Source organism: Paenibacillus terrisolis (assembly GCF_056171975.1).
The window spans coordinates 124720-149725 of the sequence record NZ_JBKFGG010000004.1; the positions used below are offsets into that span (position 1 = coordinate 124720).

At 51.8% G+C, this 25006-nt stretch carries 20 protein-coding genes and 3 tRNA genes; 5 read left to right on the top strand and 18 right to left on the bottom strand.

Annotated features, from left to right (window positions below; all coding sequences use genetic code 11):
* Positions 1-121 precede the first annotated feature (121 nt).
* Complete coding sequence (locus ACI48K_RS04695; RefSeq protein ID WP_475026338.1) at positions 122-721, top strand: YjgB family protein; 600 nt, start codon at positions 122-124, stop codon at positions 719-721.
* A 680-nt stretch (positions 722-1401) separates the two neighbouring features.
* Here the strand turns inward: ACI48K_RS04695 and ACI48K_RS04700 are convergent.
* A tRNA-Leu gene (locus ACI48K_RS04700) sits at positions 1402-1487 on the bottom strand.
* Between the two features lie 162 nt (positions 1488-1649).
* Between ACI48K_RS04700 and ACI48K_RS04705 the strand changes: the two genes are divergently transcribed.
* The 3 genes from ACI48K_RS04705 (at position 1650) to ACI48K_RS04715 (ending at position 2890) form a co-directional block, all read left to right on the top strand.
* The gene (locus ACI48K_RS04705) at positions 1650-2333 is read left to right on the top strand and encodes an S-layer homology domain-containing protein (protein ID WP_475026339.1); all 684 of its coding nucleotides are present in this window, start codon (positions 1650-1652) and stop codon (positions 2331-2333) included.
* A 114-nt stretch (positions 2334-2447) separates the two neighbouring features.
* Positions 2448-2642 carry a DUF6199 family natural product biosynthesis protein gene (locus ACI48K_RS04710; RefSeq protein ID WP_475026340.1) on the top strand — a complete coding sequence of 65 codons (195 nt, stop codon included), beginning with the start codon at positions 2448-2450 and terminating at the stop codon, positions 2640-2642.
* 20 nt (positions 2643-2662) lie between these two features.
* A complete protein-coding gene (locus ACI48K_RS04715) occupies positions 2663-2890 on the top strand; it encodes a DUF6199 family natural product biosynthesis protein (RefSeq protein WP_475026341.1) in 228 nt (75 codons plus the stop codon).
* 242 nt (positions 2891-3132) lie between these two features.
* On the opposite strand, the gene ACI48K_RS04720 is transcribed toward ACI48K_RS04715, so the two are convergent.
* The 7 genes from ACI48K_RS04720 to ACI48K_RS04750 form a co-directional block, all read right to left on the bottom strand.
* Positions 3133-3206: transfer RNA gene (locus tag ACI48K_RS04720), tRNA-Ile, on the bottom strand.
* Between the two features lie 12 nt (positions 3207-3218).
* Positions 3219-3292: transfer RNA gene (locus ACI48K_RS04725), tRNA-Met, on the bottom strand.
* A 352-nt stretch (positions 3293-3644) separates the two neighbouring features.
* Positions 3645-5150, bottom strand: coding sequence for an ABC transporter substrate-binding protein (locus ACI48K_RS04730; protein WP_475026376.1), 1506 nt, complete (start codon positions 5148-5150; stop codon positions 3645-3647).
* A gap of 6 nt (positions 5151-5156) precedes the next feature.
* Complete coding sequence (locus ACI48K_RS04735; protein WP_475026342.1) at positions 5157-6047, bottom strand: ABC transporter ATP-binding protein; 891 nt, start codon at positions 6045-6047, stop codon at positions 5157-5159.
* Positions 6048-6053: 6 nt separating this feature from the next.
* Entirely contained in the window at positions 6054-8966 is a 2913-nt protein-coding gene (locus tag ACI48K_RS04740; RefSeq protein ID WP_475026343.1) for an ABC transporter permease, read from the bottom strand.
* Positions 8966-10075 (bottom strand): efflux RND transporter periplasmic adaptor subunit, encoded by a 1110-nt coding sequence (locus ACI48K_RS04745; protein WP_475026344.1) that lies wholly within the window; start codon positions 10073-10075, stop codon positions 8966-8968. The genes ACI48K_RS04740 and ACI48K_RS04745 overlap by 1 nt, the downstream gene beginning before the upstream one ends.
* Entirely contained in the window at positions 10038-10865 is an 828-nt protein-coding gene (locus tag ACI48K_RS04750; RefSeq protein ID WP_475026345.1) for an ABC transporter ATP-binding protein, read from the bottom strand. The genes ACI48K_RS04745 and ACI48K_RS04750 overlap by 38 nt, the downstream gene beginning before the upstream one ends.
* Before the next feature lie 218 nt (positions 10866-11083).
* On the opposite strand from ACI48K_RS04750, the gene ACI48K_RS04755 reads away from it, so the two are divergent.
* Positions 11084-12682: a glycosyl hydrolase family 18 protein gene (locus tag ACI48K_RS04755; protein ID WP_475026346.1), complete on the top strand. Its 1599-nt coding sequence runs from the start codon at positions 11084-11086 to the stop codon at positions 12680-12682.
* A gap of 372 nt (positions 12683-13054) precedes the next feature.
* On the opposite strand, the gene ACI48K_RS04760 is transcribed toward ACI48K_RS04755, so the two are convergent.
* The 10 genes from ACI48K_RS04760 to ACI48K_RS04805 all read right to left on the bottom strand — a co-directional run bounded on the left by ACI48K_RS04760 (position 13055) and on the right by ACI48K_RS04805 (position 24905).
* Positions 13055-13609, bottom strand: coding sequence for a hypothetical protein (locus tag ACI48K_RS04760; RefSeq protein WP_475026347.1), 555 nt, complete (start codon positions 13607-13609; stop codon positions 13055-13057).
* A 12-nt stretch (positions 13610-13621) separates the two neighbouring features.
* The gene (locus ACI48K_RS04765) at positions 13622-14050 is read right to left on the bottom strand and encodes a RidA family protein (RefSeq protein WP_475026348.1); all 429 of its coding nucleotides are present in this window, start codon (positions 14048-14050) and stop codon (positions 13622-13624) included.
* Between the two features lie 88 nt (positions 14051-14138).
* Positions 14139-14780: an orotate phosphoribosyltransferase gene (pyrE, locus tag ACI48K_RS04770; protein ID WP_475026349.1), complete on the bottom strand. Its 642-nt coding sequence runs from the start codon at positions 14778-14780 to the stop codon at positions 14139-14141.
* Positions 14777-15511: an orotidine-5'-phosphate decarboxylase gene (pyrF, locus tag ACI48K_RS04775; protein ID WP_475026350.1), complete on the bottom strand. Its 735-nt coding sequence runs from the start codon at positions 15509-15511 to the stop codon at positions 14777-14779. Before pyrF ends, pyrE begins: the two co-directional genes overlap by 4 nt.
* 298 nt (positions 15512-15809) lie before the next feature.
* A complete protein-coding gene (carB, locus tag ACI48K_RS04780; protein ID WP_475026352.1) occupies positions 15810-19025 on the bottom strand; it encodes a carbamoyl-phosphate synthase large subunit in 3216 nt (1071 codons plus the stop codon).
* A gap of 3 nt (positions 19026-19028) precedes the next feature.
* Positions 19029-20165 carry a glutamine-hydrolyzing carbamoyl-phosphate synthase small subunit gene (gene carA / locus ACI48K_RS04785; RefSeq protein ID WP_475026353.1) on the bottom strand — a complete coding sequence of 379 codons (1137 nt, stop codon included), beginning with the start codon at positions 20163-20165 and terminating at the stop codon, positions 19029-19031.
* 75 nt (positions 20166-20240) lie between these two features.
* Positions 20241-21536, bottom strand: coding sequence for a dihydroorotase (locus tag ACI48K_RS04790; RefSeq protein WP_475026354.1), 1296 nt, complete (start codon positions 21534-21536; stop codon positions 20241-20243).
* Positions 21537-21569: 33 nt separating this feature from the next.
* Positions 21570-22481, bottom strand: a complete 912-nt coding sequence (locus ACI48K_RS04795) for an aspartate carbamoyltransferase catalytic subunit (protein WP_475026355.1) — start codon at positions 22479-22481, stop codon at positions 21570-21572.
* 1 nt (position 22482) lies between these two features.
* On the bottom strand, positions 22483-23028 hold the full coding sequence (gene pyrR, locus ACI48K_RS04800; protein WP_475026377.1) for a bifunctional pyr operon transcriptional regulator/uracil phosphoribosyltransferase PyrR: 546 nt from the start codon (positions 23026-23028) through the stop codon (positions 22483-22485).
* Positions 23029-23651: 623 nt separating this feature from the next.
* Positions 23652-24905: an LL-diaminopimelate aminotransferase gene (locus ACI48K_RS04805; protein WP_475026356.1), complete on the bottom strand. Its 1254-nt coding sequence runs from the start codon at positions 24903-24905 to the stop codon at positions 23652-23654.
* Between the last annotated feature and the right edge of the window lie 101 nt (positions 24906-25006).

Genomic DNA, 25006 nt, shown 5'->3' on the forward strand with positions numbered 1-25006 from the left:
CACAACAAGTGTTGTTGAAAGTTGACAGGCGCTCGTCGAAGATATATTTTGAGTACGGAAAGCCCCTTTGCCTTATGAATTCGGTTGTTCGGCTTTCATTCATCATAGGGAGGTACGCAACATGACAATGACAAAAAAAGCCTTTTGGAAAACCGTGCTGACTCTTTCGGTTGCCGGTGCGACTGTCTTCGGAGCGTTTGGCGGCGCCAGTCCCTTGCTCTCTGCGCCCAAAGCTCAGGCAGCCGCTTCCAGCGTGACTGCGGAACAGCAAAAACAAGCATTGGCTGCTCTTAATTCTTTTTATAAGCCCGCACTTGAAGGACACTTTCCCGGAGCAAACGTGGTTGGCAAGTTTATTGTCGGCAAAACGGCTCGCGCAACCGTTTTGAAGGAGCTGGGGGAGCCGGAGAAGCCACGAACAACGGTTTCCGGTTTTGATCTTTACGGCGCCGATATGGGTACCCCGGGATATGCAATGGCTTATTCATCAAAAGGCGTACTTAATGAAATTCGTTATTTCGGTACCAACGTAGAACGTCAAACCAATATCGGCGGCATGACCATGAGTATGCTTAAGAAAAGCTGGCTGGCGCCAAATTCCATAAGCAAGATCAGCAGCACCAAACAGACCAAATGGACTTATAACCGCGGCAGCTATAAACTGGAGTTTATTTTCGACAGTCCAACGCAGCTGAATCACATCAACTTGGTGAAAAAATAGAATTTTCGGCGGCATGTTGAACGCGCAAAAACAAAAAAGATCGCAGGACTCCCAATTCAGGAGACGCTGCGATCTTTTTTATTATCATGATGCCGAGGACCGGGAATTGTGCCGGGTCAGGCAGCAAATGCACTTGTAAGCCAAAATCCAAATAAAGGAGAAGAAAACAAGTAAGCGAATATATAAATACTACCTATAAAGGAGTGATTAGCATTCCCTTACAAACCTCAACCTCGCGGTTATTCGAAAGATATCCTTTGCTTGCATTTGCTTGTTTTATTATTGGTATGTTGGTGTGCATCAATAAAGTTATTAAGGAAATTCGTTCTAATAAAAATCCCCGTATTCCTCGGATCACTCGTATCATTGGTTATTCCGTATTCATTATCTTTTCGATATACTATCTAATCGATAAGTTTGAAGTTTTGCTGGAGCAATAGTACGTATACATACATAGGTGTCATATAGGCGCATAATGGATAATCCGCGATAATGCGGACGTAATTTTGACCATAAAAAATACGCCCTCTCCGTTAGAATTTGAATAAACGGAGATGAGCGTATCATTTTCGCTTGGATTTCGGGTCCTGTGAGTTAGGATTTCGCTCCGCATAGATACACAGAACCTTCGCGATCTCAACGCTCATTAGACGTTGATGTGACCGCGAAAAACAGCGTGATGCCGAGGACCGGGCTCGAACCGGTACGATTGTCACCAACCGCAGGATTTTAAGTCCTGTGCGTCTGCCTATTCCGCCACCCCGGCATACTTTCACAAAAAACTAAGCGAATAAGATTATATCACGTTCTTTTAGGATTACGCAAGGCTTGCCGCAAAACAGTAGGAGTAAAAAATATTGCGCATGAATGCAACTTTTTCCACCTGCCACACCGTCTAGTAGATGCTCACAAAAAAACAAGAGGTGATATGATGTTGAAACGGAATCTGGCCGTGTTGTCCGCGGCGGCTATCTTGAGTTTATCGCTGGGAGCGCAAAGCTTCGCGGCTGCAACCGCTACTTTTACGGACCTTGCCCAATCTTCGGCTAAAGACAGTATTACGGCGCTTCAGGCGAAGGGTATCGTTCGCGGCGTGAATGACCGCGTATTTTTACCCAACGAAACATTAACCGAAAGCCAAGGCATCCAATTGATTATCAACGTTTTAGGACTAAGCCTAAACGCTGAAGCATCCACCGATAAGCCGGTAGCTAGCGACTATTTCAAAAATGCGAAAAACGACGCTTGGTACGCCGACGCCTTGGCCATAGCCCAAAGCAACGGTTTTGATCTTCCGGCCGATTTCGACCCGGCCAAACCGCTTACTAAGGAAGAATTTACGCATCAACTGATACTGGCTATGGAACATCACGGCAACCTGCCGATGATCAATATCGTTCCCGTGAAATTCCAAGACGAAGACCAGCTTAACGTGTTGTATCAAGGAACCGTGCAGCGCGCGCTTGTGCTTGGCATCGCCAAGCTGAATGAAGACAACTCCTTCCAGCCACAGGATAAAATCACCCGTGCGGAAGCCGCCGTATTAGCCTACAATGCGGTTCAGTATTTGGAGGCGCATCCCGCTCCTCCGTCCGCGGACGGAAGCAAATAAATCAGTTTGAAGAATATAAAGGGGCCGCCTCTCGCGGTCCCTTTTTCCGACTTCACTCCCCATTTCCGAAACAAATCGATGGAGCACACGTAATCTAATTAAGGAGTGATTGTGATGGGATTTTTTCTCTTTTTGTTTATTATCCTGGCGCTGCTTAATGCCGTATTTCCAAAAGCAGGCTGGTACATGCGGTACGGCTGGATGGTCAAAGGCGACGTCGAGCCCAGCGAGGCTTATCTTGTGATGAATCGAATCGCCAGCATTATCGTGTTGATTGTAGTGTTCTTTCTTATGTTTAGGCTTTTCTGAGCTTAAGGAGTGTGGTCTGCATGTTCTTTCGCATTGTTATCGTTCTGATAGGCGCTCTCTTCATTGCTCTGGGGATTTTCCTCATTAAAAAGCCCGACTTTAGATGGGAAGCCAATGAAGGCTGGAAAGTGCAAGGCGATTCGGAACCAAGCGAAACCTATATCGAGTTTGCCAAAGTCCGCGGAGTTTTCAGTATAATAGTAGGCTCCGTGTTTTTTGTTATAGGACTCTTTAGTTTGATTTTGTAAATCGCCCGCCGATTCAGTCCTCCCTGGCAACCTACAAGTTTGACAACATATCGACGGAAACGGAGTCAAGCTGAAATTGTATGATCTAAAAACCGATGATGGATATAAATTGCGAAATATTAAATTGACTCTCCATTAGGAGAGTCGATTTTTTTATTCAGCCAAGCTTCGCTATCGCACGTCATCTCTCTCACCCTATCAAAAAGCAAAAACCCCTTGCTAGGCAAGGGGTTCACGCACTATGGGCCCTGAGGGACTCGAACCCCCGACCAATCGGTTATGAGCCGACCGCTCTAACCAACTGAGCTAAGGGCCCGACTACAAAGAATTGCGGGGGCAGGATTTGAACCTGCGGCCTTCGGGTTATGAGCCCGACGAGCTACCGGGCTGCTCCACCCCGCGTCAATAAATAGCGACAGTTAATAATATACACGAATTCCACCGCGCTCGTCAAGCGGTAACTGCCTTGGTTCAGATGATAAAGCGAACGCCGTATTTCCCTTTGCGAGAGCGGAAAATTTCGATTTGGCGCATATCGTCGAACCCGTAGATCCACCCGTCATGCTCCAATCTTTTGGCTAAGCATCCGGCTTGAAATTTGGTTCTGTATAATTTATTGAAGTATACCCAGCGCATCTCTTGTTGCCCTTCCTTTCGCAAAATTGTTTGATTTCTACGGTACCTATAGAATACCCAAGAACGGGCAAAAAAAGCCGCCGGAAATCTCCGGCGGCCTTCCTTATATTTCCTTGTATCAGCCCTTGCCTCCGGCGGCTGCCTCAGCATTCGGAACAAACGGCGTTCCATCTTCTTGGAACTGGGTTTTCGGATTGTTTTTGATTTCCTGCAGCATGGTATTTCCCTTATCCGACCATTCCTTCAGCGCTTCGGCAGGCGTTTTCTTGTTGTCCACCACTTCCTGGAAGAAGTTTCTGCCGCTATTGGTGATGTTGTAAAGGCCCGGTTTATCCGCCATCATTTTATCCATTTTCGGATCGGTCGGCGGGATCGGCTTAAGCAGATAGAACGCTTGAATATTATAATCCAGACCTTGCTTCGGTTGAATATAGGATTTGCGGGACACCATTTCATAAGAATTGCTGCGCGACTTCAGCTTCGCCCATTCCTCGCTGTCGATAAACTTGATGAAATCCCATGCCGTATCCGGGTTGGGAGCGGCACTGTTGATAGCGAACGTATTGCTCAAATAGATGTTTCCGCCAATTTCCGGCTTTTCGGGATGGACAGGTACCGTCACGACATCCCAGTCCACTGGCTTGAAGTCTTTGATTTTTGCGGCATTGGTATTGGCGTCCTCGATTTCGTTGACATAACCGCTTTCGGCAATCGTCATTGCCGTTTTACCGGAAAGGAACAAATCGCTATTAATGGCATTCCAATTAATGGCGCCGCCATTATTCATGCTTGAGTTGTCCGGAAGAATTTTGTCTTTGGCCAGTTTACTGATCGTTTCCCATACTTTGGTCCATTGGGGCGTATTCACCGTCATAGTCTCAGCTTTATCGTCAAAAGTCTTTAACTGCAGCGTATTGACATAGTTAGCCTGCATATCATAATAAGGATCGCTTCCTTGATAACGGCCGAACGAAAAGCCGTAAACGCGGTCCTTGCCTTCGCCTTTTGTTACGCGGCGGGCGAGGTCAAAAATTTCGTCCCACGTCATTTTATCGGTTGGCGGTTCAACCCCGGCGTCAGTAAATATTTTTTTGTTGTAGTACAGGGCGGAAGAAGAGAAGGAAGGCGCCAAAGCGTACAAGCTGCCTTCGCCCAGATCTTTGATGCCGTCGATGACCGCCGGAACGAAGTCCGAAGTATCGAATTTATCTTCTTGAATCATCGGATCAAGCTGCTTCAGCATATTTTCCTGAATCAGCTGGTTCAGCACGCTCGTATCCGTGACTACGATATCTACCGGGTTGCTGCCGGTCATGATTTTCTTCATGCTTTCCAAGTAGTCCGGCTGTTGATAAGGCTGCGAGCCATCGCTATAACGGTATTGGGATTGATCGATTGCCGGAACCACTTCAATCTTAACGTTTTGATGTGTAAACTCATAAACATCCGTGAATTGCTGACGGAAATACGAGTCGTCTGTAGAACCCCAAAGAACGCCGATCCGCAGCACCTTCTCCTGTTCTTTGTCCGCCGCTTTGCCGCCGCTGCATCCTGCCAGCAGCCCCAGCGTCAACGTTGCCGCCAAGGAAACGGACATGATCTTGCGCCATTTTCCATGCCTCATGTTCATTTACTTTTCCCCCTCCAATGATTTTGGTGCGGTAATCACAATTTTCTCTCCGTCAAATTCCATACTTGCCCGGCCGCCGATACCTACAGCGTCTAAATACTCCTTCGGTACCTGCAGCCGTCCGACCCGGTCAACCACAACGAATTCTTCGTGAACCTCTTGAAGTCCGCCGGCCCCAAAGCCGGATTCCGCCGATGCCAAATCGAGATTCGGATTCCGCTTTACGAACTCCGTGCTCGTTAGTCCATCCCGGATGGCAACAACGCGGTCCACTTTGCCGGCGAGCGCCAAATCATGCGTAACGATAACGATCGTAACGCCAAGCTCGCGGTTTACCTCACGGAAGATCCGCATGATTTGATCGGAAGTCGCCGTATCCACCGAACCGGTGGGTTCGTCGGCCAACAGCAGCTTCGGCCGGTTTGATAGGGAAATCGCGATGGCCACGCGCTGCTGCTCCCCGCCGGACAGCTGATGCAGTTTGCTGTGCATCCGGTCCTTCAGACCAACCCATTCCAAAAGCTGCTTAGCGTATGCACGATCCAGCTTCCCCGTCAAAAGCATCGGCATCTCCACATTCTCGAGCGCCGACAAATAAGGAAGCAGGTTGCGGGCGTTATTTTGCCAGACGAATCCAACGGTTTTCCGTTTATACTCGACCAGTTGGTCATCCCGGATCTTGAGGAGATCCCAGCCGCCGACCGAAACCTGGCCGGCCGACGGGCGGTCCAAGCCGCCCAGGATGTTGAGCAGTGTCGATTTACCGCTGCCGCTGTTTCCGATAATCGCCATCATTTCGCCCTGCTCCACCGACAGATTAAGGCCTTGAAGCGCGACGACTTCGATGTCCTCGGATTTGAAGATTTTAACCAACCCTTCGCATTGAATCATCTTATCTTAACGCTCCTCTCCCATCTTCACGGCCTGATGAACCCGCAAGCGCCGGATTTGCCAGAGCAGCAGCCCCGCTCCGAGCAGCAGCATCACCAGCACGACGATATACAGCTGAAGCGTATCCTGCGAGTCGAAAACGATCCGGAACGGCGGCACCTGTGTCGTCACATTATCCGCGGTTTGCAGGAACGGAAGATACAGCTTGCCGGTAATTTTACCGATCACAATTCCAAGTACGATCGATAGCCCTGCGGTCAGCAGCTGCTCCGTCAACAGCATAAACGTCAGTTGCCTGCGCGATAGGCCCATAGCCCGCAAGATCCCGAACTGCACAACCCGACCGGATAGATTGAAAAACCAGTACAACACGTAGCCGATCAGCGACACGATGACCGAGACCAGGAAGCCAAGGCTCAGGATTCCAAACACGCCGCCGCGCGTCGGATGTTTGCTTTGGATCGCGAGCTCACTGCGAACGTCTTGAACCGAATACAGCTCGATCCCCTTATCGGCGAGTTTGGTGATCAGCGGCGCCACCTTGGCCCCGGGCTTCATCTTAAGCCAAACATCGTAAGGAATAAGCGGAACCTGATCATAAATGTAGTCCAGATTGGCGATCACAAACGGCGTTTGATCCGGATATTGGCTGGGCCAATAAGGGATAATGCCGTACACCGCAAACTCTACGGTCTGATCGCCGAGCGCGACCGAAAATACATCGCCGAGCTTCAGTTTGTATTTTTCCGCCAAATTGGTCGGCACCAAAGCTGCGCTTTCGTTCATGCCGAGAAAATTCAAGTAGTTAAATGGATGCACCGGGAACAAGTCGTTTCGGAACCAGGCAACCTGGGCAAAATCGACATTGTCGATCCCCATGATATTTCCTTGCCCGGCAGAACGTCCCGAGACGATGATATTTCCCTTTGTCTGCAGCACGCGAGCGGCGTGCTCCACGCCGTCCAGTTGCTGGAATATTTCGAACGGCGGCTCCGAATAAATTACCTTGGTCGGAGTTTGGGGTTGACCTCCCCCGCCCGGTGCTCCGGGAGCGCCCCCTCCTGGAGCACCGGGTCCTCCTCCCTGGCCGGGTTGCCCCGGCGCACCGCCTTGGCCTTGGCCTTGGCCGGAACCTCCTTGACCCGGAGGAGACGTCTCCGCAGTACCTTCCCATACTGTCTTCATAATGACGTCGGTACCGTATTTATACAGCGTCCGTTCCGTGGAATTCAGGTCTATCGTCCGAGCCGCGGATGCGTTATAAACGCCAAGCCCCAGCGTCAGCACAAGCAAAATCATCAGCGGATAATAAGACGAAGAGGAACGGGACAATTGGGTTAAACTCAAATAATAGGGAACCGGAAGCCATTTTTTCCCGAGCCACCCGATCAGCTTAAGCAGCCAAGGGAAAATCCGGAGGAAAAACAATCCGATCGAAAAAATGGCGAGCGCCGGAACGAAAAACAGGAACGGCTGCACCTGCAGTTCATCCGTCGTCATCCCCGTTTGAAACGTCAGCATTTGGCGTTCGTTGAACAAATAATATCCGTAGCCTGCGATCCCGATCAGCACCACGTCGAGGAACCAGCGCTGCCAAACGGGACGATGCGAACGCGCCTGCTTCTGCTTGGCATGCACGATTGAGGAACGGGCGTACGATACCGCAGGCAGCAATGTCGCCAAAACCGCCAGCACCACGGCACCGATGCCAAGCGCAAGGGCGTCGAGATTAAATCCGACAGGAATTGATTTGCGGTTCACAAAGGTCAAAAACCCGTCAGCCGAACCGATGCTTTTGGACATAAACCAACCCAACAGCGGGCCGATAATCAGCGAAACAATTCCAAGAATCAGCCCCTCCAGCAGATAGATGGCGATGATCTGCCTTGTCGATGCGCCGCGGCTGCGCAAAACGGCGATGTCGCTTTGCTGCTTATCCAGCGACTGGCGTGCGTTCATGACGATAAAATAAAAGACCATGGCTATCATCGGCGCTGCCAGCGTGAACAGCAGAGTCTGCATCTGCAGGCTTTGCTTGCGGAAATCATCCAGCAGGCTGCCGAACGAAACATCCACTTTCGTGTCCTTCAGCTTTTGGTACAAATCGACGTTGAGCCGATCCAAAGTGCCGGATAACGGAGAGAGCTCGCTCGTTTTGATTTCGCGCAAATCAAAGGCATAATACCAGCTGGAATTGTGCAGCGGGATGTTTAAGCCCTTTAGCAATTGATCATTGAAAACCTTCTCCGATACGAACAGCGAATTCATCATTCCTTCGAAGCCTTGGTACCAATAAGGATCCGTATCGTCTGCAGCCTCAAATGTCCCGACGATCTTGACCTTCAGCGTCACGTCGATCCCGCTTTTGACCGGGTAATCGATCACGTCGCCGACGTGCAAATCCTGCCGGTACATCGCTTCTTCGAGCATCAGAGCCTCAATTGTATCCCCACCGGCTTGCTCCGAATACATCTGGCCGCCGGTTACCGAGACATGATCCTTTAGCCCGCTCATGGAGACTAGGGACATCGTTCTGGTCCGGCTGGCGTCCACTTTGGTCGGATCTTCGGGATAAACTTCCGTCGACCGGAACGAGCGTGTATTCAAATAGGCATCGTAAGGAAATCCGATTTCCTTGGGTACATCATTAGCAATATATTGATTCACCGCTTCCAAACTGCCGAGATCGGTTTTCGTCCCTCCCGGGGCCTGGTAGCTCATAATTAACGAACCGGCCGGAAGACCTTCGCTCTCCGCCTCCAAGGAACTGGAGACGACCCGCTTTAAGGATCCGTCCGAATACATCGGAATGCTGACTGTAAATGAGACGGCTACGATAAGTCCAAGCAAAGTGCTCAGCGTCAGCCATTTGGTGTTCCACATTTTGCGAAACAATAAACGCAGTAGAGGTACTCCCATTAACGACCCACTACTTTCTGCCCCGGCGTCAGTCCCTTAACGATTTCCACGTCGGTCGAGGTTTGCATGCCAACCTCCACATCCGCTTCCCGTTTCGTTCCGTCCGGCTCGACCACCTGAACATAAGTCCGTGAACCGATTGAGCGCAGTGCCGAAATCGGGATCAAGGTGGCGTTTTCCTTGCGCTGCGTTACGATGGAAACGCTGAGCGGTCTGCCCCGCTCCATGCCTTGCGGCCATTTGTCGAGTTCGACGATCACATACTTATCCAGCGTATCGGCCGCCGGCGGATTTCCGCTGCCGCCGCTGCCGCCATTTCCCCCATTGCCGTTATCGGAATCACCGGTATTTACCGGCATCACCTTGACCTTGCCGTCGAACGCCCCAGCCGCATTGATGTCTACCTTGGCCTTCATCCCAACGGCGACTTTCTCCAAATCCTCTTTGGCAAATGAAGCGGCTACCACCAGTTGGGAAGTGTCCGAGATGAGAGCTACCGTTTTATAAGGCTCAATAAGACCGCCTTTTTGCGCGGAGATCGAAACGATCGTACCTGCAAAAGGCGCTTTCAGCGTGCCGTCCGCAATTGTTTTCTCCAAATCCTGCAGATCCTGGCGCTGCTCTTCAAAAACGATCTGAGCCTCCTCGAATTCGATCGGGTCCTTTTCGTCTTTCGTACGAAGCGTCTCTTTCATTTGGATTTCCTGCTTTTGAAACTCCAGCTTTTTCTTGCGCAGATCCTTTTGCAGAGCCTCCACATCCAGATCCATGATGACATCGCCTTTTTTCACTTTATCTCCGGCTTTAACGCGAACGCTGTTGACGTGAAGTCCTTCCTGCGTAAAATACAGCGGTTCCTCCCGCTCGCTCATCAGCTTGCCGACCGCGCTGACGCTAAGCTCTATCGTTTCCGAACGAACGTCATACTCCGGTTTTTTCGAAATTGTCGGAGGCTTGATGACCGGCAGATTCTCTTCTTCGTCTTCATTGGGCAGCAGAGCGCATCCGGTTTCCGCAATCAGAGCGAGGCATATGCCTATAAGCCCTAACGACCGAATCAGCCTCCTTCTGCTACCGCGTGAATTTTCCATCAACCATTTCGTAAACATGGTCTGCTACCTCCAGGATTGTAGGATCGTGTGTCGTCATGCATATGGTCACTTGTTCGCTATGTATGATACTTCGGAATACAGCCATCACCTGAGCGCCCATTTGCGAATCGAGATTTGCGGTCGGTTCATCGGCCAAAAGCAGCTTCGGACGGTGAGCAATCGCTTTCGCAATGGCTACCCGCTGCTGTTCGCCCCCCGACATCTCGAACGGACGGTGATACATTCGTTTGCCAAGTCCAACGAGCTCCAGGCAGTGGGTGACGCGCCGTTTCCACTCTTGAGGGGGAACCCCGGCCATCCGAAGCGAAAGCTCCACGTTCTCCCAAGCGGAAAGCAGCGGCAGCAAAGCGTAAGCTTGAAAAATAAAACCGATCTGATCCCGCCGCAGCCGCGTCCGTTTCTCGTCATTTAACGTATGCAGCGGCTGTCCCCTGAAAAATATCTCTCCCGCCGTCGGCTGATCCAAACCGCCAAGCATATTCAGGAGCGTTGTTTTGCCTGAGCCCGACCGGCCTTTCAGCATGGCGAGCTGCCCAGGAAGAACTTCCATGTTGATTCCTTTCAGTACCTCGACTTCCCCGCCGCCTACCGGGAAAGACCGTCGAACATCCCTAACCGAAAGAATTGGACCGGTGTACTCGTCTTTCTCTTGAAGTGCTGCAGGCGATCCACCTGCCTGAGCCTCCTCGGTTGCGGCAATCTCCACAGTCTCCGGGGCCGTTTCGAGAGAAGATTGTTCGTCAGGCTCGCTTATCGATTTGTCTGGTTTTCGAAGCCACCGCATCATGTATCGGTCTCCCCATCTTTTTTTCATCCGTGACGCCCCAATCTACTTGTCTATCAAAGGCATTACGCTTGAATTATAAACGAAATCTCTTGCCAAAAAGTTACAACAATTTTTACGATATTGATATTTTATTACCATATTTTACGCGCTGATGGGAATCTATTAATCTGTTAGAATAACGGAGATTCCTACTAAATACGGAAAGGAGTCCCTACTTCATGAAAAAGATCATGTCCACCCTCCTATTGGCGGCTATTTTAGTTGCCGTCGCCGTAACACAACAGGGACCTGCGTCTGCCGATAATTTGCCGTTTCAGGATATCGAAGGCAGCTTCGCAAAAGACGCAATCGTAAGGCTTAGCCAAAATCAAGTCATGAAAGGAACGTCCCCCACCCAGTTCTCGCCTGCCCGCTCCATTACCCGCGCCGAATTTATGACAACGCTCATCCGAATTCTCCATTTGGAGCCATCCAACTCCGCAGTTCCGGCTTACAGTGATGTTCCCAAAACATCCTGGTATTACGGAACCCTGCAGACGGCCACCGATGTCGGCCTGACCGAGGGACTGGGGGGCGGCATTTTTGCGCCAAACCAGCCGCTGACCAGGCAGGAAGCCGCCGCTTGGATAGTCCGGGCCTTGAAACAAAAGACCAGCTCTGCTTCGGCAGCCATCAATTATACGGATGCCGCCAAGGTAGCCGACTGGGCACGCCCATACATAGGTTCAGTTACTGAGCTTGGGCTGATGGAAGGAAGCGACGGTTATTTCTCGCCTCTACAGGCGTTGACAAGGCAGGAGACGGCGATGATCTTGGACCGAATTCTGCAAAACGACCGCTGGACCTCAGGGATTTCGGTGCAAGCCAAGCAGACCATTCAGATGGGCTGGCAGTATGGACAGTCCACCCAGGCCTATGAGCAATCCATCTCCAAATCGAATGTGAACGTGCTGGTGCCGAGATGGTTTTTCCTGGAGAGCGATGCGAGTATTTCGGATTCATCCGTCTCTTCGTTATTGACATGGGCACGACAAGGCAACAAACAAATTTGGGCCATGGTCGGCAATCGTTTCGATCAGGAAACCACTCATAAGCTTCTCGCTTCTCCGCAGCTATCAAGCGCCGCAATCGATAGATTGGCCTCATTCGTACAAACATACGGGCTGCAGGGGATTAATGTGGATTTTGAAAACGTGCAGGCTTCCGACCGCAGTTTGTATACCGGTTTTATCGCCAACTTGGCGGCTAAATTGGATTCGTTGAACGCCGTGTTGTCCGTTGACCTGCCGCCCGATCTTGGGAGTGATTGGTCCGACGCCTATGATTATGGTGAGCTTGGCAAGAGTGCCGATTATCTCGTAATTATGGCCTACGACGAGCATTGGAGCGGCGCCGAAGCCGGATCAGTATCCTCTTTGCCGTGGGTTCAAAGCCATATGGACAAGCTGCTCAAACAGGTGCCGGCCGAAAAAATGATTCTAGGCATGCCGCTGTACAACCGCGATTGGAGCCTAAACAACGCCGGAGCCACCGTCTCTTCGGAGGACATTTCGCTTCCGGAGCAGATGAGTAGGTTAGGCACATACGGAGTCAAGACGAAGTGGAATGACACGCTGGGGCAGTACACCGCATCTTACTGGAAATCCGGCATGACGCACAAACTTTGGTTAGAGGATGCCCGTTCGCTTTCCGAGAAGTACCGGCTTGGTACAAGCCGCGGGATCGCCGGGTATGCGTACTGGCATATCGGCGGAGAGACGACGGACATTTGGAATAGCTTAAAAAATGTGGCGAAATATGAGGGGTATAAGTTTTAATAGAAGAAATTAGAGACTATCCCAAAAGGGCTGTAATGGATGCGCAAATCCCAAATTTAGAACGAAAAAGCCTTCAAATCCTCTATCACAGTGGGTCTGAGGGCTTCTTATTGTTTGAAATTTCGGCTGTAATGGATGCGCAAAATCATAAAATGGCTTTTTGGACCGCCACCCGTAACGAATCGTATTGACGCTATTTCCTATTTTTCGGCGATTTCCCGTTCTAACGGACTCCACAGTCGTTATTTATCTCCAATGACCTCAAATCAGCCCACTTTCCCCTGAATAACGTCTCTACGATCCGTTAGAATTGTAAAACTCCCTTTTCGGGCAAAATAACGCCTCTTCAGTCCGTTACGGTTCCTTTGTCGCCTAACGGATCGAATTGGCGATTTCAAGTAGTTCTTGCTCGCTGTAGAGCGGGACAAATGTTCCGTTTTCGACTTTTAGGGACATTAGAGCATAGGTAAGACCGTCATGTCTCCAATACAGCGCACTAAAGAAATTTTGACTTTGAATCCAGGTTTGGGAGCCATTGTGCAGTTTGGCGCCTTTTCGGCCCTCCGGCTTTGTTGAATCCTTGGAATTAGACTCCGCCAAAACAAGCTCGAATCCCAATTTCTCGTTCGCATATACGATTTGATATAAATCAAACGGTGCCTTCACTTTGCCAACCGCTTCATGGGTTGCCTCAAACGGGACATTCGGCTGCTTGACAGTAAACGGAGCGGAGGCGACCACTTGCTCGAAAGGTTCAATGTCCTTATCCTCCGTCCATTTTGCAACCCCATCGCTGATCGATAAACCGGCAATGGCTTGCCCGGGTGGAATCGGAGTCGTTTTCGATTGGTCTGCAACCTCACTTTTACTGCATCCCGAAGCCATAAATAAAGCAAAGAGCAACAGCATTGCGCTCAGTCTCTTCATTTTTAGCCTCCACTAGAAATTCTGCCTACCGAGATCCCGGAAATCTGCGGCAATGGCTTCGACTTCGATCAGCAGATCGCCCCGAATCAGCTTGCCCACTTCAACCGCCGAACTGGCCGGAGGATTTTCCGTGTTGATATACTGGTCCCTGATCTCCCGAACCGCAGCCATTTGGGAGATGTCGGTCAGAAAAAAGGTTAGTTTGACTACATCCTCAAACGATGCCCCTGCCGCTTCCAGGGCAAGCCGGATATTTTCGAATACCTGCTTCGTTTGGGCGGAAAGATCCCCTACGCCGACAACTCGACCGGATTTATCCAAAGCCACTTGTCCGGAAATATACAGGGTTCTTGCGCCTTTGAACTCTGCAACATGCGAATAACCAAACGTTTGTGGCAATGTTTCCGGATTCGTAAAACGTATGTGCTTATTCGTTTCCATTTGCACTCCCCTTTCATGCTTGTTTCTATCCTATCAAAAAAATAACGAAATACCTGCAGCAACGCAAGCATTTCGTTATTTGTCAGGTTTAAACTCCGAAGGAAGCCGGATCCTTACGCCAGGATTTGAGCAGCTCCAGGTCTTCCGGTTTAATATCGCCGCGTTCCACGGCAACTTCGATCAGCGCCGCGTAGTTCGACAGTGTCTTAAGCGGAATTCCGGCTTCGGCAAAAGCCTGAACCGCTTTGTCCAACTGATAGCTGAAGATCGCCAGAACGGCCAGCGGCTCGGCCCCCGCATCGCGAACGGCCAGCGCCGCTTTGAGCGAACTGCCGCCGGTGGAAATCAAATCTTCGATGACGACAACCTTTTGACCCGGCTTGATCAGACCTTCGATTTGATTTTCCTTCCCGTGGCCCTTAGCTTTATCGCGGATGTAGGCCATCGGCAAGCCAAGCTTCTGTGCGGTAAACGCCGCATGCGGGATGCCCGCCGTTGCCGTTCCGGCGATCACTTCCGCATCGGGATAGGATTCGCGGATCGTTGCGGCGAATGATTCGGCGATCAGGTCCCGGATTTCCGGATAAGACATCGTAAGCCGGTTATCGCAATAAATCGGAGATTTGATCCCCGAAGTCCAAGTGAACGGCTGATGCGGGCGCAGCGCCACCGCGCCGATCTCGAGCAGACGGCTCGCCACCTGATTTTCGATTGCTTTGGCATCTATCATGACTCCATCATCTCCTCAATAATTTTTTCCGCAGCCTCCCGGGGACTGTGCGCCGCAATGATCGGACGTCCAACGACGATGAAATCCGTCCCGCGCCGGATGGCTTCACCCGGGGTCAAAGTTCTGGCTTGATCATCCGTCTGGCTGTTAGCCGGGCGGATTCCCGGCGTTACCGTCAGAAAAGCCCGCCCGCATTGCCCTTTGATGGCCGGCACTTCCAGCGCCGAGGCCACTACTCCGGAAAATCCGGCTTCCTGGGCCAGCGCCGCGTAGGACATCACGGATTGCTCCACCGAGCCCGGAATGCCGATTTCCCGGTTCAGCATCGTTTGATTCGTACTGGTCAGCTGCGTAACCGCGATAATATGCGGTTGCTTTAAGGAAGAATCGTTTTGAAGCGCGGTAAGCGCGCCTTCCTTAGCAGCCTTCATCATGGTAAGTCCGCCGGCCGCATGAACGTTGAACATATCGACGCCAAGCCGGGTCACGCTGTTTGCTCCGCCCTTGACGGTATTCGGAATATCGTGCATTTTCACATCCAAAAACACGGAGTAGCCCCGCTGCTTCAATTCGCGTATAAAATCCGGACCGGCCGCGTAAAAAAGCTGCATGCCCACCTTGATATAACAAGGGATGCCCTCCAAATCCCGGATCAGCTTTTGCGCCTGTCCGGCATCCGGAACATCAAGCGCCACCATCAGCCGTCCGGCGGCTTGTTCGAAAGAACTCAAGACGTTCTCCTCCTCAGACTTGCGGCTCCGAAGCGTGTGCTCCCGAGCCGCATTTGTTATCTCTTTTGTCGCTTGTACCATGCTTCGTGATCAAAAGCCGTTTTTTGAACTACCTCTTTCAATCAAGGTTCAAAAAACGGCTTTTCAGCACCGAGAAGGTTGCGTAAACCTGAAGAAGGAGGAGCGCAGTGTAGGAGAAGCCTACATGAGCACCGCACTTCGAAGGTGAACGCAAGATTCGATGCCGAATGATCTTCTTGACTATGCTTCGTGATCAAAAGCCGTTTTTTGAACTACCTTACAGTAGGGATGGCATGGCTTGGGATGAGAAGTTAATGGTCTGCAGCATCTCCAGCAGCGCGTGCACGGTGTCCAGCGAGGTCATGCAGAAGACGCCGTTCTCCACCGCTTCGCGGCGGATGCGGAAGCCGTCCCGCTGAGGTTCCTTCCCTTTGGTCAGCGTGTTGATGACGAAGTGCGCCTCCCCGCCCCGGATCAGGTCAAGGATGTTAGGCACTCCTTCCGTCAGCTTGTAGACCGTGCTTACGTGAATCCCGGCTTCGAGAAGCGCGGAAGCCGTGCCGTCCGTCGCGATGATTTTATAACCCAGGTTATAAAATCCTTTCAGAAGCTCGACCGCTTCTTCTTTATCCTTATCCGCTACGGTGGCGATGATCGCACCAGTCGAAGGAATTTTAATTCCCGCTCCGATCAGCCCTTTATACAGCGCTTTGGCGTACTGCGGATCACGGCCCATAACCTCGCCGGTCGACTTCATTTCCGGACCCAGCGTCGGTTCGACTCGGCGCAGCTTGGCGAAGGAAAAGACCGGCACTTTGACGGAAATCTGCTTGCTTTCCGGCCAGAGCCCCTCCTTGTAGCCCAAATCGCTCAGCTTGGTGCCGAGTATGCACCCCGTAGCCACGTTCGCCATCGGAATGTTTGTCACTTTGCTTAAGAAAGGAACGGTCCGCGAGGAACGCGGGTTGACCTCAATGACATACACTTCGTTTTTGTAGATGACGAACTGGATGTTGACGAGCCCGACCGTTTTCAGTTCCTTGGCGATTTTGACCGTGATGTCTACGATCTGTTCTTTCAGTTCGGCGGACAAATGCTGCGGCGGATATACGGCGATGGAGTCTCCGGAGTGTACCCCGGCGCGTTCGACATGCTCCATAATACCCGGAATCAACACTGTCTCGCCGTCGCAGATGGCATCCACCTCGACCTCTTTGCCAAGCATGTACCGGTCGATCAGCACCGGATGCTTCGGATTGATATTCACCGCTTGTTCCATATATCTCAACAATTCTTCGTCGGAGTAAACGATCTCCATCGCGCGTCCGCCAAGCACATAGGATGGACGCACCAGTACCGGATATCCGAGCGACTGGGCGGTACCCACGGCTTCGTCCACGGAAGTTACCGTGCTGCCTTTCGGCTGAGCGATGTGCAGTTTCGAGAGCAGCGCCTCGAATTTTTTGCGGTCCTCCGCTTCATCGATGCTCTCCAGGGAGGTTCCCAGGATGCGTACGCCTGCCGCCTGCAGCGGCGCCGCCAGATTGATGGCCGTTTGGCCGCCGAACTGGACGATAACGCCGATCGGTTTTTCTTCCTCGATGACATTCATGACGTCTTCGAAGAACAACGGTTCGAAGTACAACCGGTCCGAGGTATTGAAGTCGGTCGAAACCGTTTCCGGATTGTTGTTGATGATGACGGCCTCGTACCCCGCTTTTTGGATGGCCCAAACCGCGTGCACCGTGGAGTAGTCGAATTCGATCCCCTGCCCGATGCGGATCGGTCCCGATCCGAGTACAACGATCTTTTCTTTCCCGGTGCGAATCACTTCGTTTTCCGTTTCATAGGTCGAGTAGTAGTATGGCGTGGAAGCCTCAAACTCGGCGGCGCAGGTATCAACCATTTTGTAAACCGGACGCAACCCGTGTTCCTTGCGGAAGCTTGTGACTTCGGCTTCGGTCAAATGCGATCCGGAAGACTGGCCGATACCACGGAGCTCGGCGATGGCGCGGTCGGTAAATCCAAGCCGCTTAGCTTCGTACAGCGTTTCATAAGACAGCGTCATTTCCGAGGAAATATGCGCTTCGAACTGCACCAGACGTTCGATTTTATCCAGGAACCACCAGTCGATGCCGGTCAGATCATGAATCTCTTGAAGCTTGTAGCCGCGGCGGTACGCTTCTGCGATCAGGAACAGGCGCTCATCGTCCGCTTTGATCAGCCGTTCGTTCAGCGTGTCCGTGTCAAGCTTCTCCGCGTCTTTCAAATAGAGCCGATGCGTGCCGATCTCAAGGGAACGCACCGCTTTGTGGATCGACTCCTCGAACGTCCGCCCGATGGCCATTACTTCGCCGGTCGCTTTCATTTGAGTCCCTAGCTTGCGGTTGGCATGAACGAATTTATCAAACGGCCAGCGCGGAATTTTGCTGACAATATAGTCAAGCGTCGGTTCGAAGCAGGCGTAGGTTTGCCCCGTGACCGGGTTTACGATTTCATCCAAAGTATAACCAAGCGCGATTTTCGCCGCCATTTTGGCGATCGGGTAACCCGTCGCTTTGGAAGCGAGCGCCGATGAACGGCTGACCCGAGGGTTGACCTCGATGACATAATACTGGAAGCTTTGCGGATCCAGCGCGAACTGCACGTTGCAGCCGCCTTCGATGTTCAGCGCGCGGATGATTTTCAGCGATGCCGAACGCAGCATCTGATATTCTCGATCCGACAGCGTTTGGCTCGGCGCAACGACGATGCTGTCCCCGGTATGTACGCCCACCGGATCAAAGTTCTCCATGTTGCAGACAACGATACAGTTGTCGTTCGCATCGCGCATCACTTCGTATTCGATTTCCTTCAAGCCGGCGATCGATTTCTCAATCAGGCATTGGCCGATTGGGCTGTAGCGGATGCCGGAAGCAACCGTCTCGCGAAGCTCTTCTTCCGTGGCGCAAATTCCGCCGCCGGTGCCGCCAAGCGTATAAGCCGGGCGCACGATGACCGGGTAGCCGATTTCTTCCGCGAACTTAAGCGCTTCTTCCACCGTAGTGATGATCGTGCTCTCAGGTACCGGCTGTTCAAGCTCACGCATCAGCTCCCGGAACAAATCCCGGTCTTCCGCTTTTTCGATGGAGCTCAACTGGGTACCGAGCAGTTTCACGTTTTCACGCTCAAGCACACCCGCCCGGGCAAGCTCCACCGCCATGTTAAGGCCGGTTTGGCCGCCAAGGGTCGGCAGGAGTCCATCGGGACGTTCCTGACGGATGATCTGCGTCACGAATTCCAGCGTGATCGGCTCGATATATACCTTATCTGCCATATTTGTATCGGTCATGATCGTCGCGGGATTGCTGTTAATCAGCACGACTTCGACGCCTTCTTCCTTCAAGGCTTGGCAGGCCTGCGTTCCGGCGTAATCGAATTCGGCCGCCTGACCGATCACGATCGGACCGGAACCGATGACGAGAATTTTCTTGAGGTCTTTATTGATCGGCATGGGTTACAGATCTCCTTTCGCGATGATCAGCAGCTCCGCTTGGCGAGGCTTCTGCGGATGCTGACGTTTGTGCTCCCGGATCATATCGATGAAACGGTCGAACAGATAACCGTTATCGTAAGGACCCGGAGCGGCTTCCGGATGATACTGCACCGAAAAAGCCGGGTATTTCGTATGCTTCAAGCCTTCGATCGTCTTGTCGTTATTATTGATGTGCGTCACTTCCAGATCTGTTCCGGCAATCGAGGATTCCGTTACCGTGTAGCCGTGGTTCTGGGAAGTAATGTAGCAGCGCCCGGATTCCAGCTCTTTCACCGGGTGGTTGCCGCCGCGATGTCCGAATTTCAGCTTCTCGGTATCCGCGCCGCAGGCCAGCGCAAACAGCTGATGCCCCAGGCAAATGCCGAAGATCGGATATTCGCCGAGAAGCTCGGAAATCATCTTGGCCGCGTAAGGAACATCCTTCGGGTCCCCAGGGCCGTTAGTCAGCTGAATTCCGTCGGGATGCAGGCGGCGGATTTCCTCGGCCGTTGTGTCATGCGGGACGATAACCACGTCGCAGTCCCGTTTGTTCAGTTCGCGCAAAATTCCGCTCTTGGCGCCGAAATCCACGAGCACGATCCGCTCCTTGGAACCCGGGCTGCTGTATATGTGCCGGGTGGAGGTTCGTGCCACCTGATTGCGCAGCTCTTCGATGCTGGTAGCCAGCATCATCTCTTTAAGCTCCTCCACGGATTTCGAAGAGGTGGTCAAAATTCCTTTCATCGTGCCGTGATGACGGATGATCCGTGTCAGCATACGCGTATCGATATCGGTGATCCCCGGAATCCCGTATTCCTTCAAAAGATCGCCCAGGTTGTATTGCGCCCGCCAGTTGCTCGGGGTAGGCTCGTAGCGCCGCACGATAAATCCGTGAATCGAAGGGGTGATCGATTCGAAATCATCGCGCGAGATGCCGTAGTTCCCGATCAGCGGATAAGTCATCGTAACGATCTGTCCGCAGTACGAAGGGTCGGAAATGACCTCTTGATATCCCGTAATACCCGTATTAAAAACGACCTCGCCCGTTTTGTCGACTTCAGCCCCGAAAGATTTTCCGGTAAACAGCGTGCCGTCTTCCAACAACAATCTTGCCTGCATCCTCTAGCACTCCTTTGCGCTTAACTTTTCCATTTATTGCAATCTCTATAAACGCTTTTTCTTTGCTAAACCGGGCTATTTCTCGCTCCAAACCACTTTTCCGTCCACGATCGTGGTAACGGGCCAACCCTTCAGCTTCCATCCGGCAAAAGGCGTATTCCGCCCCTTGGATGCAAATGTCTCGGGATCCACCACCCGTTCCTCGCTCAAATCGACGATCGTCAGATCGGCAGGGGCTCCAGGCTTAATGCTTCCGGCGTTCAGTCCGAACACGCGGGCCGGATCGGCGGTCATTCTCTGCACCAGCATCGCGAGACTCCAGCGTCCTTCGGCAACAAACTTCGTGTACAGCAGCGGAAACGCCGTCTCGAACCCGACGATGCCAAACGGAGCCATCTGCATGCCCTTCGCTTTTTCCTCTGCGCTGTGCGGAGCATGGTCGGTTACGATCATGTCCAGCGTTCCATCCTCCAGCGCAGCGATGCAAGCCTCAACATCCCGCTTGGATCTAAGCGGAGGATTCATTTTCCAATTGGCGTCCAGTCCCGGAATATCATCATCCGTTAAAAGAAGGTGATGCGGGCAAACCTCGGCGGTCACGCTGATACCGACTTCCTTGGCCTGGCGGATCAACCGGATCGACTGTTCCGTACTGACATGGCACACATGGTAATGTACGCCCGTCGCTTCAGCAAGCAAAATATCGCGTCCGACATGGATTGCCTCCGACTCGTTCGGAATGCCTTTCAGCCCGTGTTTTCTGGCAAATTCGCCCTCGGCCACCGGCGCTCCCACCACAAGCGAGTTGTCTTCGCAATGCGCGACGACCGGCATTTCCAAGGCGGCTGCCCGGCTCATGGCATCTTTCATCATTTGCGCGTTTTGCACGCCAACCCCGTCGTCTGTAAATCCGACCGCACCGGCTTCTTTCAGAGCCGCAAAATCCGTAAGCTCCTGGCCCTGCTCGTTTTTCGTGATTGCCGCATATGGGAGGACATGAATCATCCCAAGCGCATCGGCTTTTCCCCGAACCCATTTTACCGTTTCCGGATTATCGGTCACCGGTTTTGTATTCGGCATGCAAGCGATGGTCGTATATCCGCCTTTGGCAGCCGATCTTGAGCCCGTTTCAATCGTTTCCTTATGCTCAAACCCCGGCTCGCGAAGATGAACATGCATATCGATAAATCCCGGTGCAACCAGTTTGCCGCCGGCGTCTATGGTCTGCCATTCCGGTGCGGAGCCGGTCGCAGCCTGCTCCTCTTCGGCTTTTTCTATCTTCTCGATTAGCCCGTCTTTGACGCTGATATGAGAAAGCTGCAAATCCCCGTTTTCGTTCAGGACAGCTGCATTTAGAATCCTAAGTCGCATGGTATCGATCATCCTCCGGTCATGTTCTAAGGTTTATTTCAAGGCTCTCTCCATCACGGCCATCCGAATCGGCACCCCGTTTTCCATTTGCTTGAAAATGCGCGATTGCGGATGCTCTACGACGGCGTCGTCGATTTCCACGTTCCGGTTTACCGGGGCCGGATGCATGATGATCACATGCGGAGCCAATTTGTCGGCTCTCTCCTCCGTTAATCCGTAGTGCAAGCGGTACTCTTCGGCGGACTTGAAAATCCCGTCCGTATGACGCTCAAGCTGCACGCGCAGCATCATGACCACGTCGGAGCAAAGCGCTTCGTCCATCGGCACGTAAGGGGCCACAGCCGCAAGCTCCGGCGCCTGCATATTTTCCGGCGCGCACAGCTTCACGTCGGCGCCGAATTTTTGCAGTGCCCATAAATTGGAGCGGGCCACCCGACTGTGTTTAATGTCTCCGATGATCGAAACCTTGAGTCCCTTCAGTTCGCCGAAATGGCGTTTCATCGTATACAGATCAAGCAGCGCTTGAGTTGGATGTTCATTGTTGCCGTCTCCCGCGTTGATCAGCGGCACGGAGATTTTGGGTGCGATCTCTTCGAGCATCCCAACCGGTTTCAGGCGAATTACTCCTGCTTCGATGCCCATCGATTCCAAGGTCCGCACCGTGTCATAAATCGATTCACCCTTCTCCACGCTGGAGACCGCGGCGGCAAAATTGAGCACCTGCGCGCCAAGCCGTTTTTCCGCCATTTCAAAAGAAAAGCGGGTCCGCGTGCTGTTCTCGAAAAACATGTTCGATACGAACCGGTCCTGCAGCACCGGAACTACCTTTTCAGAGCTCGAATCCCAATAAGCCGCACGGTCAAGAATCGAGGAGATTTCGGAGGCGCTCAAGTTTTTAAGCCCGAGCAAGCTGCGTTCCTTCACAACGGATGCCGTCATTGCCATCTCAGTTCGCCTCCCGGTGGTGCAGGATGCGGACGAGGTCTGTCCCGTCATATTCCTGAAGAAGCACTTCGATTTCTTCCGTTTTGGACGTTGGCACGTTTTTGCCGATATAATCGGCGCGAATCGGCAGCTCCCGGTGGCCGCGGTCGGCAAGAACCGCAAGCTGAATCGATTCAGGCCGCCCGCAATCCATGATCGCGTCCATGGCCGCCCGAATCGTGCGTCCGGTGTATAACACATCGTCGAACAGAATGATTTTTTTGCCTTGAATCGATACAGGGAATGAAGCTCTCTCCATGACTTGATCCGATTCCTCGCGGTCATCGCGGTAGAAGGTTACGTCAAGCTCTCCCCAGGGAATCACGGTTCCCTCGATCTCCTCCAATCGCTCTGCCAGCCGTTTGGCCAGGAATACGCCTCGAGTTTTGATCCCCGCAAGCACGCAGCCCTCGATCCCTTTGTTTCTCTCCAAAATTTCATGCGCAATTCTTGTAAGTGCCCGCCGAATCGCCGTCTCATCCATAATGACATGACTTTCGATGCTCAACATTCTGGCCTCCTTAAGGACATGGATTTCCACCTTCGTACCGTGATTGGCGCGTAAAAAAACTCCTTGCCGGATTCAGGCAAGGAGTCTCTAGTCACAGTGAATAACCATGACTGTCACTTGGGGCCGGAAGAAAACCGCGGTTTTCCCCTAAATCCCCATTCACGTTACCTTGCCAGCCTCACAGGACTGAATTAAAGGTGCTATTGATTTACATGAATTATGACAGAAGGAGGTTAGCCTGTCAAGACAATACGCCTGAAAATCATCGGCAGCCAAAACAAGGGTGGATAAACGCTGTCCCGCCGGGGTTGCTTATGAAATGATAATAGCCTTAAATAATTATACATTTCAGTTTATATTTATTCAACCATGTTTTTATCGATACTCTTTATTTAACCGAATAAAAGTCGTTCTTTATTCATCTTATTAATATTCAAAGTCCAAATGAACATCATTCATGCTGCATACCGATCGACAAAATGGAAGATCGATGGAAGGTATCAATCTAAACTATCCGTACGGCCTGCCGCTTTCGGGGCAAGATTAAGGAATCGGAAAATCAAAAAAGGCGAAGCAGGATATCCCTGCTTCGCCTTTTTCATAACCAATGAAATCTTTTGTTAAAATACAAACTTCAAATCGCCCAGCCGGCGTTTGATTTCCGCAATAACACGGCGCTCTTCTTCTTCTCCGTCAGCGGTAAATGTCACCGAGAAGCGGATAAAATGTCCAGCGTCGTCCCACGGTACGGTAGAGATCAATTTCTCGCGGATCAGGAATTGCGAAAAGTCCTCCGCCGTCGCAAACGCAGGCCCGCCTTCAACGGCCTTAGGCGCTTCTACGTACAGATAGAACGAACCCTTCGGCTTTTTGGCTTTGAATCCAAGTTCGTTTAAGGCGTCAACCAGCAAATTGTGGCGGCGCGAATATTTCAAAGCAATTTTATCCGTGATTTCGGGATGGGCCAATCCGTAAGCCGCTGCTTTTTGAATCGCGATAAACTGCCCGGAATCGTTGTTATCCTTCACATCGCTGAACGCTTTGACAACAAGCGGGTTCCCTACGACAAATCCGATTCTCCAGCCGGTCATATTGTAAGACTTGGACAAAGAATGAAGCTCCACGCCTACATCCTTTGCGCCCGGTACGGACAAAAAGCTGAACGGCTTTTCTCCGTCATACATCAAGCCGGCATACGGGGCGTCATGCACTACAATTACATGATATTTTTTAGCCCAAGCGACCACCTCGGAGAAAAACTCCTTGGTTGCGGTTGCTCCGGTCGGGTTATTCGGATAATTCAAATAAATCAGTTTGGCTTTGCGCGCTACTTCTTCCGGAATCGCGTTAAGATCCGGCAGAAAATTGCGATCCTCCGTCAATTGAACCGTATGCACTTCGCCGCCGAGATATTTCGTATGCGTTCCCATGATCGGATACCCCGGCACGGTCATGATCGTGATGTCTCCAGGGTTGATAAAGCACGATGGCAGCATGGCCAGCGCAGGCTTCGAACCGATGGAGTGCACGATCTCCGTTACAGGATCAATGCCGTCCACGCCGAACACGTCGCGCATATAAACAGCCGCCGCTTCTTTGAAATCGGGGATCCCGTTATCGGCATAACCGCGATTTTCCCGTTTCGCCGCTTCCTCGGCCAGTTTGGCTACAATGCCGGTATCGGCCATGTCGTCGGGTTCGCCGACGCCCATATCGATCAGTTCAATGTCGGGAAAATCCATTTTGGCCGCCGCTTTGGCGCGTTTGATTTTTTCAAATTTATAAATGTTGGTATCTTTACCGTAGTTGGCTCCGCCGATGCGTTCCGCGAATTGCTGCTGAATGTAGGTTTCTTGTTCATTGACTAAACTCATAAACCATCCATCTCCTTCATTAAATCTACCTTCTTAATAGTGCGGGAAGACGAGCTAATAGAGAATGGACTAATTACCGGATCGTTTGTACTTTTTGAACA